Origin of the sequence: Bittarella sp. HCP28S3_D9, assembly GCF_052065655.1 — a bacterium.
Lineage (GTDB): Bacteria > Bacillota > Clostridia > Oscillospirales > Ruminococcaceae > Bittarella > Bittarella massiliensis.
This window is the reverse complement of sequence record NZ_JBQHTP010000026.1, coordinates 1-13053: the sequence shown is the minus strand read 5'-3', so window position 1 is coordinate 13053 and position 13053 is coordinate 1. Positions and strand designations below refer to the sequence as shown.

At 65.9% G+C, this 13053-nt stretch carries 15 protein-coding genes; 6 read left to right on the top strand and 9 right to left on the bottom strand.

Features of this window, described 5'->3' with window-relative positions; genetic code table 11:
• Window positions 1-24 precede the first annotated feature (24 nt).
• The 7 genes from ACTNAU_RS11835 to ACTNAU_RS11805 form a co-directional block, all read right to left on the bottom strand.
• Entirely contained in the window at window positions 25-987 is a 963-nt protein-coding gene (locus tag ACTNAU_RS11835; RefSeq protein ID WP_256136711.1) for an inorganic phosphate transporter, read from the bottom strand.
• Between the two features lie 168 nt (window positions 988-1155).
• Window positions 1156-1983 carry a 16S rRNA (cytidine(1402)-2'-O)-methyltransferase gene (gene rsmI, locus ACTNAU_RS11830; protein ID WP_216402164.1) on the bottom strand — a complete coding sequence of 276 codons (828 nt, stop codon included), beginning with the start codon at window positions 1981-1983 and terminating at the stop codon, window positions 1156-1158.
• A gap of 13 nt (window positions 1984-1996) precedes the next feature.
• Window positions 1997-2716: a tRNA1(Val) (adenine(37)-N6)-methyltransferase gene (locus ACTNAU_RS11825; protein WP_441098536.1), complete on the bottom strand. Its 720-nt coding sequence runs from the start codon at window positions 2714-2716 to the stop codon at window positions 1997-1999.
• Window positions 2717-2804: 88 nt separating this feature from the next.
• Window positions 2805-2975: a DUF362 domain-containing protein gene (locus tag ACTNAU_RS11820; protein WP_021661087.1), complete on the bottom strand. Its 171-nt coding sequence runs from the start codon at window positions 2973-2975 to the stop codon at window positions 2805-2807.
• Between the two features lie 60 nt (window positions 2976-3035).
• The gene (locus tag ACTNAU_RS11815) at window positions 3036-3908 is read right to left on the bottom strand and encodes a PSP1 domain-containing protein (protein ID WP_185916683.1); all 873 of its coding nucleotides are present in this window, start codon (window positions 3906-3908) and stop codon (window positions 3036-3038) included.
• A gap of 7 nt (window positions 3909-3915) precedes the next feature.
• A complete protein-coding gene (locus ACTNAU_RS11810; protein WP_441098535.1) occupies window positions 3916-4917 on the bottom strand; it encodes a hypothetical protein in 1002 nt (333 codons plus the stop codon).
• Window positions 4892-5215, bottom strand: coding sequence for a cyclic-di-AMP receptor (locus ACTNAU_RS11805; RefSeq protein ID WP_044993289.1), 324 nt, complete (start codon window positions 5213-5215; stop codon window positions 4892-4894). Before ACTNAU_RS11805 ends, ACTNAU_RS11810 begins: the two co-directional genes overlap by 26 nt.
• 239 nt (window positions 5216-5454) lie before the next feature.
• Here ACTNAU_RS11805 and ACTNAU_RS11800 point away from each other — a divergent pair, with 239 nt between their 5' ends.
• From ACTNAU_RS11800 to ACTNAU_RS11790, 3 genes are all read left to right on the top strand, one after another.
• Window positions 5455-5754: a metalloregulator ArsR/SmtB family transcription factor gene (locus ACTNAU_RS11800; protein WP_441098534.1), complete on the top strand. Its 300-nt coding sequence runs from the start codon at window positions 5455-5457 to the stop codon at window positions 5752-5754.
• Window positions 5751-6377, top strand: a complete 627-nt coding sequence (locus tag ACTNAU_RS11795) for an SdpI family protein (protein WP_441098533.1) — start codon at window positions 5751-5753, stop codon at window positions 6375-6377. Before ACTNAU_RS11800 ends, ACTNAU_RS11795 begins: the two co-directional genes overlap by 4 nt.
• Window positions 6378-6483: 106 nt before the next feature.
• Window positions 6484-6801, top strand: a complete 318-nt coding sequence (locus ACTNAU_RS11790; protein ID WP_441098532.1) for a hypothetical protein — start codon at window positions 6484-6486, stop codon at window positions 6799-6801.
• A gap of 530 nt (window positions 6802-7331) precedes the next feature.
• On the opposite strand, the gene ACTNAU_RS11785 is transcribed toward ACTNAU_RS11790, so the two are convergent.
• Both ACTNAU_RS11785 and ACTNAU_RS11780 read right to left on the bottom strand, forming a co-directional pair.
• Window positions 7332-8429: an alanine racemase gene (locus ACTNAU_RS11785; protein ID WP_021661094.1), complete on the bottom strand. Its 1098-nt coding sequence runs from the start codon at window positions 8427-8429 to the stop codon at window positions 7332-7334.
• Window positions 8430-8507: 78 nt separating this feature from the next.
• Window positions 8508-9344: an epoxyqueuosine reductase gene (locus ACTNAU_RS11780; protein ID WP_441098531.1), complete on the bottom strand. Its 837-nt coding sequence runs from the start codon at window positions 9342-9344 to the stop codon at window positions 8508-8510.
• Window positions 9345-9652: 308 nt separating this feature from the next.
• Between ACTNAU_RS11780 and ACTNAU_RS11775 the strand changes: the two genes are divergently transcribed.
• The 3 genes from ACTNAU_RS11775 to ACTNAU_RS11765 all read left to right on the top strand — a co-directional run bounded on the left by ACTNAU_RS11775 (window position 9653) and on the right by ACTNAU_RS11765 (window position 13011).
• Window positions 9653-10591: an ABC transporter ATP-binding protein gene (locus ACTNAU_RS11775; RefSeq protein WP_185916688.1), complete on the top strand. Its 939-nt coding sequence runs from the start codon at window positions 9653-9655 to the stop codon at window positions 10589-10591.
• Between the two features lie 14 nt (window positions 10592-10605).
• Window positions 10606-12249, top strand: a complete 1644-nt coding sequence (locus ACTNAU_RS11770; RefSeq protein ID WP_441098530.1) for an ABC transporter permease — start codon at window positions 10606-10608, stop codon at window positions 12247-12249.
• A 153-nt stretch (window positions 12250-12402) separates the two neighbouring features.
• Window positions 12403-13011, top strand: a complete 609-nt coding sequence (locus ACTNAU_RS11765) for a hypothetical protein (protein ID WP_441098529.1) — start codon at window positions 12403-12405, stop codon at window positions 13009-13011.
• The last annotated feature ends 42 nt before the right edge of the window (window positions 13012-13053 follow it).

The window sequence follows — 13053 nt, the reverse complement described above, 5'->3', positions numbered from 1 at the left end:
CAGGCGGGATATGACGGGAGATGCTCACAGCCGGATGAGAAATTTGGTGAGGAAGAAGCCCAGCACCCCGCAGACGGGAAAGGTGTAGAGCCAGCCCTTGAAGATGTCCACAACCACCGAGACGTTGACCTTTTTCACCGACTGGCGGGCGCAGGCGCCGACAATGGCAGTGGTCTTGATGTGGCTGGTGCTCACCGGCACCCCGGTGAGGCTGGCGGTGAGCAGCCCCACCGAGGAGGCCACATCGGAGGCGAGGCCCTGGTATTTCTCCATCCGCACCATGTCCATCCCCACCTTTTTGATGATTTTGAACCCCCCCATCAGGGTGCCCACCGTCATCACCGCCGAGACGGTGACCAGGGCCAGGGCGCCGATCTCCCCCACCGCATAGCGGTAGGCGCCCAGGAATTTGAGGCCGTCCTGGGCGCCGTGGAGAAAGGCGGTGCAGCACAGAAAGGCCACCTGCCCCCGGTCGATGGCCCGCTCGGTGCGAAAGCGCCCCCGGCCGTCGGCCAGCAGGGCGAGGATGGCGGCCACCAGATACCCGGCGATGAAGCCAAAGGCCACCGAGATGACAAAGCCCTTGAGCACCTTGGCCCACTGGGCAAGATCCACCGACTGCAGCGACCAGTTGACCGCCAGGGCCCCGCCGGTGAGACCGGCGATGAGGCCGTGGCTCTCGGAGGTGGGGACCCCCAGCGTCCAGCCGAAAAAGCCCCAGAGGGCGATGGTGAGAAGGGCGGCCAGCACCACCGCCTGCCCTGCCCCAGGGGGGATGCGCACCAGGGAGGAGATGGTGTCGGCCACGCTGGAATTGAGCCGGTACATCACCAGCACCCCTAGAAAGTTGCAGACCCCGCCCAGGGCCGCCGCGGTGACGGGGCGGAGGGCCCGGGTGCAGACCGCGGTGGCCATGGCGTTGGGCGCGTCGGTAAAGCCGTTGATAAAGACGGCGGCGGCAATGCCTAAAAAACAGAGCAGCTCCATCCCATCCCCCCTCTCGCCAAAAGGCGGCGGCGCACCGGCGCGGCGCCGCTCACCCTACTATATGTCGCCCCCGGCGGGGCCAGAACCGGGGACGATGGGAAGCAGAGGGCGCAAAGAGAGCGGGCAGACGGTTTTGTCTGCCCGCTCCTCCCCCCTTTGCCGGGGGCGCTACCGCCCCTCCTGCAGGGCGGTGTAGATCTGCGATTTGCGGTGGCCGGTCTGGCGGGCGGCCTCCTTGCAGGCGGCAGTGGGGGCCTGCCCCTCCTCCACCAGGCGGCGGGCCAGGGCGACGGCCTCTTCCAGGGCGACCTGGACGGGCTGGGGCGGGGTGTACCCCTCCACCACCAGCACGTATTCCCCCTTGGGGGAGTGGTCGGCATAGTGCTCCAGCGCGCCGCTGAAGGTGGTCCTCACCACCTCTTCGTGGAGTTTGGTCAGCTCCCGGCAGAGGGCGACCCGGCGGTCCCCCAGCCCCTCCTTCAGGTCCTGCAGGGTGGTGAGGAGCTTGTGGGGCGCCTCGTAAAAGACGAGGGTGTGGCGCATCTGGCGGATCTCCTCCAGGTGGGCCAGCCGGTTTTTGCGGGTGGTGGAGAGAAACCCCTCAAAGGAGAAGCGGCTGGTGGGCAGCCCGCTGACGGCCAGGGCGGCGATGACCGCGCTGGGGCCGGGCACCACCTCGATCTCCACCTCCCGCTCCCGGCAGAGGCGCACCAGGTCCTCCCCCGGGTCGGAGATGCAGGGCATCCCCGCGTCGGTGACCACGGCACAGCTCTCCCCGGCGAGGATCCGGTCCACGATCTCCTCCCCCCGGGCGCGGATGTTGTGCTCGTAGTAGCTGACCATCGGCTTTTTCACCCCGAAGCGGTTGAGGAGTTTGAGGGTGACCCGGGTGTCCTCAGCGGCGATGAAATCGCAGGTTTGCAGCACCTCCAGCGCCCGGGGCGAGAAATCTCCCAGGTTGCCGATGGGGGTGCCCACCACATATAATTTTGACACGTTGTTTTCCTCCTCACAGGGGTTTGTAAAGGCCGTTTAGGGCGGGGTTGGGGGCGCCGTCCGCTCCCTGGGTGTACAGGCAGCCCTCCACCTGCAGGGAGGGGCGGCCCCCCTTGCGCCCCTCTGCCAAAACGAGCCAGGGGGCGCTGCCGGGGCGCCCGCCCACCAGCCGCAGCCGCTTGGGCTCCAGCCCCGCGCCGCGCAGGGCGGCAAAGACCTCTGCCAGCCGCTGGGGCCGCTGGCAGAGGCAGAACCGGCCACCGCTGCGCAGCAGCCGGGCCGCGCTCTGGCAGACCTCCTCCAGGGTACAACTCCCCTCCTGCCGGGCCAGGCGGGCGCTGGCAGAGGCCCCGGCCGGACCAGAGTCCGCCCGGAAATAGGGCGGGTTGCAGGTGACCAGGTCAAAGGCCCCGGCGGGGAGAAGGCCCTCCAGCTGGCGCAGGTCGGCCTCCAGCGGGTAGAGGGGCGGGTTCCCCGAGCGGGCCACCGAGCGGGCGAAGAGCCGGACGGCCGCCGGCTGCAGCTCGACCCCGTCCACCCGGGCGGGGCGGAAGTCCCGCCAGAGGAGAAAGGGGACGATGCCGCAGCCACAGCCCAGGTCGGCCACCCGGTCGCCCCGGCGGGGGGCGGCAAAGCGGGCCAGCAAAAAGGCGTCGAGGCCAAAGCGGTGCTCGCCGTCCACCGACAGGAAGAGGCCCCCGCCCAGCGCCTCTTCCCCCTGTGTTTTCGCCATCTTCCCGCCCCCCCTCTTTTCGGGCATAGAGAAGCGGGCGGCAGACATCACTGCCCGCCGCCCGCTGATATGCATGATGTGCTGTTTCCTACTCCGCCTGGGGAGCGCCCACCGGGCAGACGCCGGCGCAGGAGCCGCAGTCGATGCAGGTGTCTGCGTCGATCACGTACTTGCCGTCGCCCTCGGAAATCGCGTTTACGGGGCAGGCCGCCTCGCAAGCGCCACAGCTGATGCAATCGTCATTGATCTTGTAAGCCATTGGAATTCCACCTCCCTCATGTTACCCCTATTCTAACATACTTTCGCGAAATTACAAGAATTATTCGGCAACTTTTTTGTCGCCTTTATGGCCGCCCTGGCGGCCCCCGTCCCGGGCCTTTCCGGCGCGGATGACGGTGACGTCCTCCCTCTGGAAAACCTTGGGAGGCGCGGCCTCGTCCTTTTGCAGGCTGACCTTCAGCCGCCCGGTGATGACGTTTGCCTCGGTGACCACGCCGGGGCCCTCGGCGGTCTTGACCAGGGAGCCGGGGCGGGGGGTGAGGCGGCCAAACTCCTCATACCCCTTCTGCTCGTACTTGAGGCAGCACATCAGCCGCCCGCAGGTGCCGGAAATCTTGGTGGGGTTGAGGGAGAGGCCCTGTTCCTTCGCCATCTTGATGGAGACCGGCTGGAACTCGCCCAGGAAGGTGGAGCAGCAAAACGGCCGCCCGCAGACCCCCAGGCCCCCCAGCATCTTGCTCTCGTCGCGCACCCCGATCTGCCGCAGCTCGATGCGGGTGCGAAAGACCGAGGCCAGGTCCTTGACCAGTTCGCGGAAGTCGACCCGGCCGTCAGCGGTGAAGTAAAAGAGGATCTTGCTGCCGTCAAAGGTGTACTCCACGTCGATGAGCTTCATGTCCAGGTGGAACTTCTCGATTTTTTTCAGACAGACCGCATAGGCCTCTTTTTCCTTTTTCCGGTTGCGCTCGAGCTTGTCCAGGTCCTCCTGGGTGGCGGCGCGCACCACCTTTTTCAGGGGCTTGACGATGGTGCCGTCGGCCACCTGGCGGTTGGCCATGGCCACCTGTCCGCACTCGATGCCGCGGGCGGTCTCCACGATCACCCGGGAGCCCTTGGGCATCTGCACCCCGTCGGGGTCGAAATAGTATACCTTGCCCACGTTTTTAAAACGCACGCCAATTACTTCTGCCATCTTGCAATCACTGCCCTCCTTCGTGTGCCGCCCGGGCCAGCCGGTCGCTGAGACTGGCCTGCAGGAGCGACAAGTTGCAGTTTCGCTGTAAGGAAACCCTGCCCCGGGCAATTTCCCGGTAGAGGGCCTCGGTGTTCAGGTTGACAATTTCCCCGTCCGCCTTCATCCGCAGGGGGAAGGGGGGGACCTTGCCCAAAGCCAAGCGCTGGCAGTAGGGCAGCAGCTGGGTCAGCTCTTCGAGCAGGGCGCCCATCTCGTCCCGGTTTTTGGGGCGGTAAAGGGCGGCCGCCACCGCCGACAGGCGGCGCTGGGCCAGTGCCCCCAGCAAATCGAGGGCCGCCTGTACCTTTGCCTGCAGGGCCGGCCCCTCCTCCTCGCTCAAGTAGCGGGCGACCGAGCCGATGGCCCCACCGAAGAGGTGGGCGGCAAAGGCGGTCTCCCCGCCGCCCTGGCCCAGGCCCGCAAAGTGCTCGATGCACTCCTCGGGCGAGGGGGGGAGGACGGAGAAGCAGACCACCCGGGAGAGGACGGTGGGCAACAGGGCCTGCCGGCTCTCGGCGGTGAGGAGGAAAAGGGCGTGTTCCGGCGGCTCCTCCAGCACCTTGAGCAGGGCGTTCTGAGCCTGGGGGGTCATCTCCCCCGCGCCCCCGATGAGGATGATCTTCTTCTCCCCCTCGTTGGGGCGAAGGTAGATGTCCTCAATGATGGCGCGCACCTCGTCCACCGAGATGCTGCTGCGCTCCCCCGAGGTGACCACCCGCAAGTCGGGGTGGCTCCCCTCCTCCACCTGGCGGCGGATCCGCTCCGCCTGCTCGGCCGGCTGGCCCTGGCAGAGGACCTGGGCGGCAAACAAAACAGCAAGGGTGTATGTACCGCACCCTTGCTGGCCCTCAAAAAGCATGGCATGGGGCAAACGCCGCGCGTCGATCACGGCGCGCAGCGTTTGCAAAACCAGGGGATTGCCCTTAAATTCGGATGTAAAATCAGTACTTTTCAAATCTGGAGACATCGGTCACAAAGATGGTGGCGCCGCCGACGGTCACCTCGATGGGGTAGGCAGAGGACAGTCCCGCGCCATAGGCGATGGAAGAGGGGACGATCTGGGTGCGGCGCTTGCTGTTCTCCTCGATGATGCCCAGCACCTGCTCGACCTTTTCGTCGTCTGTACCGATGATGAAGGTGGTGTTGCCCGCCAGCAGGAAGCCGCCGGTGGTGGCGAGTTTGGTGACCGAGAACTTCTCCTTGGTCAATGCGCTTTGGACCGCGCTGGAATCGTCTTTGTTTACGATAGCAAATATCAGTTTCACGATATGGCCCTCCTTTAACTGGTGATAAAAGGTGCTTCCTTTGGTATCTCCATTCTACCATCATCCGCTGCAAAAGGCCATAGGTTTTTGTCAGAAATGCAAAAATTCTTCGCCCACACAGCCCCTCTTTTTGCCGGGTCGGTGCGCGCCTCCCTCCGCCTTGACAGGGGCGAGAAATGGGGGTATCCTTATATTTAACAATTTAGTTAAATAAAGACTCAAAGAAGGGGTGTGTTTTCATGGGACTGCAGGAGACGATGCGGGCGCTGGCCGACCCCACCCGCCGGGAAATTTTGGAGCTGGTGCGGGACCACCCCCTTCCCGCCGGAGAGATCGCCGCCCACTTCGCCTGTTCGGGGGCGGCCGTCTCCCGCCACCTGTCGGTGCTGCGGGAGGCTGGTCTCTGCCGCGCCCAGAGGGAGGGGACGTACATCTACTACCAGGCCGACCTCTCGGTGGTGGAGGAGCTGCTCCACTGGGCAGCCGGTCTCACCGGGCGAGAGGTCGCCGCCCCTCGAGGCGAGGAGGTCGAGGGGTGAAGGGGCGCGACGGGCGGTTCTGGCTGCTCATCGCCCTCATGCTGGCGGCCGCCCTCTGCTGCCTGCCCCTACTGCCCGCCGTCATCCCTGTCCAGTGGAATGACAGCGGGGTGAGCGGGTGGGCCAGCCGGCTGCTCCTGCTGGCCTTCCCCGCCCTGGCCGCTGGCTTTCACCTGCTCCGCCGCGCCCGGCTCTCCCCCGGCAGCCAGAGGGGGATGGGCCCCTCCTGGGGGGCGGCCCTCCTCCTCTTTGGGGGACAGCTCCTCCTCACCGGAAATGGGCTGGAACTCTGGGAGATCACGCGGGCCGACAGCCGGTTGCTGCTGCCCCTGGCGGACTTGGCGGTGGGCTCCCTGCTGCTCTGGTTGGGCAACGGCCTCCCCAAGGCGAGGCGGGAGAGCGGCCGCGGCGTCAAGGCCCCCGCCGCCCTCATCGACCGGGAAAACTGGCGCCACACCCAGCGCTTTGGGGGGCGTGTCTGGTTTGCCTGCGGCCTGGCCTCCCTCCTCGCCGCTCTGCTGCCCGCCCCCTGGAACGGGGCGGTCCCTCTGGCGGCCGTTTTGGCGGCTGCCCTCCTCCCCCGGCTGTACAGCGCCCTTTTTAAAAACAAACAGTATAAATAAATCAAAATATACAAACTGGGGGTAGTTTTCCCATTGCGGCAGGAGGTATCCCCGGAAAGGCATTTTCCATCCCCCTCCGCGGCTAAGTGTAACCCTTTGTCCCTCTATGGCGCCCGGCTGCAAAAGCTGGGCCCCCTTTCGCAATCTGTACCTGGCTGATTTTGGCCGCACCCATCTGGCGGGGACCGACAAGCTGTCGGGGCCGCCCCTCCCGGTCTTTTACAGGGACAACCCCGCCACCTACGACCCGCTGATCTGCCGGTTTCTCGCCGGTGCCTTCTACCTATACGCGGTAGACATCGTGGGCCACCCGGAAAAGGGTGCCGAGGCCAACTTTCCCGCCTGCGACCGGTGGGCCAGCCAGGCCGTTTTGGGCTGGGGTCTGCACAGATGCGCCGTCTGGGCGGCTCCTTCGGCGCTGTGACGCCGGCCAAACTGATTGCGCAGCCCCCCCAGCAGGTGGGAGCGGGCGTTCCCCTGGGGGTCACGGGCATTCAAACCGCTCTGCCCTGGGGGCGGCCGCTATGCCGGCGCCCCTGATTCCGTGCCGGTTGGCCTGCAATCCCCTCCATGTCGGGCAAGCGTCCCTCTGCCCATCACCGAGGCGGCGCTGGACGCCGACACCCTAAAGACGGCAAAGATGAGCTTTGACTGCGTCAAAACCAAGATGGGGCTGCCCGGCAGCGTCGGCCCCAGCGGGCGGAGTGCTGTACCGCTCCCCGGCGCTGGCCGAGAAGCGCGACCCGCTTACCCCACCCGCAAGGTGCCACCCCAGGCCGAGGCGATTTTGCCCACCGCACCGCCCGGCTGTTGGCAGACCAGGGGCCGTATCAACGCCCTGACCGAGGGGGAAAAGGGAAACCATCTCCCCCTTATAAAGGGGTGGAAACTCCGCTCAAGCGCAAAAAAGGCCGGCAGAGAAGATTCTCTCTGCCGGCCTTTTGGCCATTTTCATCAGACGTAGGAGCGGCGGACCGACCCGTCCACCGAGGAGGGGACGGTGTCGAAGGAGACGATGTCCCCGGGCGCACACTCCACCTTGGTGACATCCACCATGGTGGACTCGTAATCCACATAGCCCAGGATGCGGGCGGGGCGGCCCTTGACGTCGCAGGTGAGCCGCTTCTGGCGGGAGACCCGGCGGATGGCCGCCCGCAGCGCCGAGAAGAAGCCCCGCCCGGTGAGGAGGGTGCGGGCATTTTCGGCGGTGAGGCCGTCGGCCAGACCGGCGGGCACCAGGGCGATCTTGGTGGGCCGCTTGGTGCGGTAGGTGCGGCCATAGCCCACGTGGTAGCCGGCGGGCACCCAGCGCACGTCGCAGACCTCGCTGCACAGCCGCCCCACCTTTTTAAAGCCCCAGCGGTCCTTCACCCCGCTCAGCCGCCCCATGAGGGCGCTGCCGCAGCGCACCGCGTCCAGCCGCAGCCAGGGGTAGAGCAGGGCGGGCAGGGTGCCGGCGGCGTGCACCACCCCATAGGAGATCCCCTCCCGCCGCAGGGCGGTGAGCATCTCCTTGAGGGTCTCGTACTGCCGCCGCACCTGCTTTTCCTTTTTGCACTCGCTGCCGGAGATGTGGGCGTAGACCCCGGTGAGCACCAGGTTGTCCAGGTACTTGGCGGCCTGCACCGCCTTGCTCACCTCTTCGGGCAAAAAGCCGAAGCGGCCGTTGCCGGTGTCGAACTTGAAGTGGATGCGCACCTTTTTGCCCGCCTTGCCGGCGATCCCCGAGAGGACCACGGCGCTGTCGTAGGAGCCGACGGTGGCCACGATGTCGTGGCGGACGATCTCCTCGGCCGCGGCCTCGGTGGAATAGGGGGTGAGCAACAGCACATCCAGCCCGGCGATGGCATTTTTCACCCGCACCGCCTCCTCCAGCCGAGAGACGGCCACCAGCCGGATCCCCTCGGCAAAGAGGAGCTTGGCCATCTGGGTGTCCCCCGCGCCGTAGGCGTTGCCCGAGAGCACCGGGATCACCGCCGCGCGCCCCACCGCTTTTTGAAAGGTGTGCAGGTTGTGCAGCACCCGGTCGGTCTGCACCATCAGCGTTGTCATGGCCCGTTTCCCCCTTCTGTCGGCCCACCGCGGGCCGCATTCCGTTCAAGGCGATTATACCACCCACCCCAAACCCCGTCAATTCGACGGTCCCCCCTCCCCTTTTTCGTGCTGCAGGTCCCAGTTTCGCTCCAGCGGGCGGGGGCCGCGAAAGCCAAAGGCCCGCCCCTTGCAGAGGGGGCGGATCTCCTCCCGGCCGACGCGGGGGAGGCAGTCCTCCAAAAAGGGGGCGAGAAAGGTCTCCTCCGCCCCGGCGTTGAGGGGGCAGGACAGCTGGCACTGGTCACACCCCCAGAGGAGGGGGCTCCCCTTCACCAGCGCCGCCTCCGCCGGGGTCAACTCCCCCTTTTTCTGGCTGATTTCCGACAGGCAGTTTGTCGCCTCCACCCGGCCCCCCGCCAGGCAGCTGCCGGGGCAGGCGCGGCTGCAGCGCCCGCAGTGGAGGCAGGCGCCCCCGTCGGGGCCGCTGTGGGGCGGCAGGGGAAGGGTGGTGACGATCTCCCCCAAAAAGACATAGCTGCCCCAGCGGGGGGTGATGAGCAGGCCGTTGTCCCCCCGCACCCCCAGGCCGCACCCGGCGGCCAGCCCCACCTCGTCAAAGGGGGAGGCGTCCACAAAGGGGAGGGAAACGCCCCCCCAGCGCGCGGTGAGGCGGTCGCAGAGCGCCTGGAGAAGGGAGAAGCAGACCCTGTGGTAGTCGGCCACCGCCGCGTAACAGGAGAGGTTGCCCCCAAAGGCGGCCTCCACCTTGTAGGGGAAGGCGAAGATCGCCAGGGCGGCGGCCTCATCTGGGATGAGGGCCGCCCGGCGGCAGGGCAGTTCCGGGCGCACCAGTTCGGGGCGATAGGGCAGCACCCCCCAGGGCAGCCGCTCCAGCCCGGCTTCCTGTAAAAGCCAAGAAATTGCCGTTTCCAACACCGTTCCCCCCTTTCTCCACAATTATACATCGGGTAATTCCACCGTTTCAACCGCTTTCTCCACATTGGCGGTCACAAATCCCATCCCCGCCCCACCAGTTTTCCACATTTTCCACACAGTTCTCCACAGAAGTTGGGGAAAGGGGCGTTTCTGAACATTTGATGAAGAAGTTATTACTTTGCGTTGATTCCCCTTCTCCCCCGGCGGGGGATTGGGTATACTGGTCACAGCGCGGGAGCGGTACATCCATTTTGCCGCCCCACACGGCGCGCTGCCGTGCGGGGCCGGAACGGGAGAGTGAACAAGTGGAACCCATTTTACAGGTGCAAAACCTCCACAAGAAAATCGGCAAGAAAGCCATCATCCGGGACGCCAGCTTTGCGGTGATGCCCGGGGAGATCATGGGCTTTTTGGGGCCCAACGGGGCCGGCAAGACCACCACCATCAAGATGATCCTCGGACTGCTCAAGGTGGACAGCGGCTCCATCCAGATCGGCCCCTACGACGGGGTCAAAGACCCCGAACGCGCCCGCTCGCTGGTGGGCGGCATCATCGAAAACCCCGAGATGTACGGCCACCTGACCGGAAGGCAGAACCTGCAAGTCTACGCCAACATGTGTCAGGGGGTGAGCCGGGAGCGCATCGACGAGGTGGTGCGGCAGGTCAAACTGGAAAACCGCATCGGCGACAAGGTGCGCCGCTACTCCCTGGGGATGCGGCAGCGGCTGGGGGTGGCCCAGGCCATCCTCCACCGGCCCAAGCTGCTGATTTTAGACGAGCCCACCAACGGCCTGGACCCCGTGGGCATCAAGGAACTGCGGGACACCCTGCGCCAGCTGGCCGACGAGGAGGAGGTGGGGGTGCTCATCTCCAGCCACCAGCTCGCCGAGATGGAGCTGATGTGCGACCGGGTCTGCATCGTGGACGCCGGACAGATCGTCGCGGTGCGGGACCTGCGGGCCGAGCGCAACGCGGCGGGGCAGAGCGACCAGTCGGTGCCCACCCTCTGGGAGGTGAGCGACCCCCAACGGGCCGCCGAATTGCTGGCCGCCCTCTTCCCCCAGGGGGAGATCACCCCCACCGCCGGTGGGGTACAGCTCAGCTGCAGCCGCAAACAGCGGGCCGCGGCTGTCCGCCAGCTCTGCGAGAGCGGGGTCGAGGTCTACTCGGTCATCCCCCACCGCACCTCCCTTGAGGAGCTGTTTTTGGAAACCACCACCGGCTCCAAGGGCCAGATCCAATAAGGGGGACGCGAGAGATGAAAAAGATAACGGCACTCGTCCACAACGAGTTTATCAAGGAGTTTTCCAAAAAGAGCCTGCTGGTGATCCTGGCCCTAGTGCTGGCGCTGGCGGCGGCCTTCCCCTTCCTCTCCAGCCGCAGCTGGGGCGGCGGGGACGACTCGGAATACCTGGAGCGGCAGCTGAGCTGGAACGAGGAGAGCATCGACACGGCCAAGAAAACCGGCGACAAGTCCATGCTCGCCTACTTTGAGGCCGAGCGGGACGCCCTGCTGATCCAAAAGGAGCTGGGGGTCACCCGCTACTCCGACTACCGGATGGACCTCATCAACCAGTACAGCGCCCTCCTGCAGAGCCAGAAGGCGGTGGAGATGGCCAGCCAGGGCTCCCTGGGGGGCGACAGCTACCTGCAGCTGCCCCCCGAGGCAGCCGGGCTGGACAGGGAGGGACTCAAGGGCCTGGCCGGGCAGATGGACGCCAAGGTGCAGCGGCTGCTCACCGTGCTGCGCAGCGGCGACCCTATGCAGGTGGCCAGCTACAACCTGGAAGCCCAGCAGGTCGCCCTCCAGAGCAATCTCAACCAGCAAAAAGCGGCCGAGGCGGCCGCCAAGGCAGACCCCAAGGACGAATTTCTGGCCCGCGAGGCGGAGGCGGCCAAAAAGACTGCTGAGATGCAGCGGGCCCGGGTCGCCCTCTACCAGTACCGGGTGGACCACAAGATCGGCTACGGCGAGGACGACTACCGCTCCGCCAGCTTGCAGCAGATGGAGCAAAACCTCTCCCTGCAGTACGAGATCCCCCTGGATGAACAGCAGTTCCTCTCCTCCCAAAAAGGCGGGCAGTTTGCCGCCAACATGAGCTACCAGCAGTACCTGGAGAACCTGGAGAAGGCCGCCCAGGAGTCCGCCGAGGAAAACCAGGTGCTCCAGTACGGGCTGGACAACGGGGTCCCGCCCCTCTACCAGTCGCAAAAGGACCCCCGCACCGCGGCCATGAACATCCTCAACCTGGGGATGCTGGTGTCCATCGTGGCGGTCATCCTGGGGGGCAGCTCCATCGCCCGGGAGTTCTCCTCCGGCTCCATCCGCCTGCTGCTGACCCGGCCGGTGCGCCGCTGGAAGGTCTATCTGGGCAAGTACCTGACCATGGTGCTGGTGAGCGCCGGTCTCTACCTGGCCATGTTCCTGGCCATGGTGCTCTCCTCCGGTCTCCAGCTGGGCTTTGGGGGCTTTGCCTCTCCGGTGTTGGCCTTTGCCGGCGGCCGGGTGGTGAGCTACAACTTCTGGGCCTACTGCCTGCCGCGAATGGCCTACGCCTTCATCGGCATCCTCTTCACCGGGAGCCTGGCCTTCTGCCTGTCGGCCCTCACCCGCAACACCGCCGTGTCGGTGGCCCTGCCCATTGCCGCCAACATGGGCTACTCCCTGGTCTTTCAGCTCTGCCTGGCCCTGCGGCTCTACTTTGTGCGCTTCACCCCGGTGCCCTACATGGACATGGGCGGTCTGATGGGGCCAAACGCCGCCTATCAGAACAAGATGTTGCTGCAAAACTACGGGTTCCAGCTGGACCCCCTCTACGGCGGGATCATGATGATGGCCTTTGTCGCCCTCTTCTACCTGCTGGGGCTGTGGGCCTTTGCCAAGCGGGACGTGACCAACTGACCGACATTCAAAAAAGGGGACCTGCCAAGCGCGGGTCCCCTTTTCCCGCCCCCCAAAGAGACCCCTTCCCGCCGGGCGGGGGAAATGCTATACTGGTATTCTCCCGGCTGCGGCTGGGACCCGATTTTACCCCGCAAAAAGGAGCGAATGGCTTTGAAGAGATCACTGAACAGCCGGTTTTTGCCGCTGGCACTGGCGGCGGCGCTGGTTCTGGGGGCCTTTACCGGCTGCGGCAAGGGCGGAGAGCCCCCCGCCCTGGAGGGCACCCCGCCTCAAATCGAGCTGGACGGCTACACCCTGACGCTCGGGCAGACCACCCTGCAAGAGGTGTTGGACGCCGGCTTTGAGAAGGTGGAGCGGCTGGGCTTTGCAGGCGAGACCATCGCCCCCTACACCTTCAGCAGCGACCTGTACTACCTGGCCCGCGCCGGGGAGGACGGCCAGCTGGTGGAGTACGCCGGGTGGGGCCTCTGCAACACCACCGGCAGCACCCAGGCCACCGAGGCCTGCACCCTCTGCTCGGTCTACTGGCAGCTGGCGGTGGGCGGCGAGCCGCTGCCCGGCAAACTGCTCGTCAACGGGCTGGACTTTCAGGGCCTGGCCGCTGAGGACGTACGCCAGACCCTCGCGGAGATGGAGGTGGTGCGGGACCAGGGCGGCTCCCTGGCCCTGCAGGACGGCAGCTTCACCTACCAGTTCTCCTTCGGGATGGACGGCAGCATCGAGAGCCTGGAGATCTACACCACCTACCCGACCCGCTGACAGGGGACAAAAAGAGAGAGAGCCGGGGGGGGCGAGTCCGCC

Coding starts and splice junctions, on each gene's coding strand:
- ACTNAU_RS11835 (WP_256136711.1), bottom strand. CDS start 987: ATGGAGCTGCTCTGTTTTTTAGGCATTGCCGCCGCCGTCTTTATCAAC.
- ACTNAU_RS11825 (WP_441098536.1), bottom strand. CDS start 2,716: ATGGCGAAAACACAGGGGGAAGAGGCGCTGGGCGGGGGCCTCTTCCTG.
- ACTNAU_RS11820 (WP_021661087.1), bottom strand. CDS start 2,975: ATGGCTTACAAGATCAATGACGATTGCATCAGCTGTGGCGCTTGCGAG.
- ACTNAU_RS11815 (WP_185916683.1), bottom strand. CDS start 3,908: ATGGCAGAAGTAATTGGCGTGCGTTTTAAAAACGTGGGCAAGGTATAC.
- ACTNAU_RS11810 (WP_441098535.1), bottom strand. CDS start 4,917: ATGTCTCCAGATTTGAAAAGTACTGATTTTACATCCGAATTTAAGGGC.
- ACTNAU_RS11800 (WP_441098534.1), top strand. CDS start 5,455: ATGGGACTGCAGGAGACGATGCGGGCGCTGGCCGACCCCACCCGCCGG.
- ACTNAU_RS11790 (WP_441098532.1), top strand. CDS start 6,484: ATGGCGCCCGGCTGCAAAAGCTGGGCCCCCTTTCGCAATCTGTACCTG.
- ACTNAU_RS11785 (WP_021661094.1), bottom strand. CDS start 8,429: ATGACAACGCTGATGGTGCAGACCGACCGGGTGCTGCACAACCTGCAC.
- ACTNAU_RS11770 (WP_441098530.1), top strand. CDS start 10,606: ATGAAAAAGATAACGGCACTCGTCCACAACGAGTTTATCAAGGAGTTT.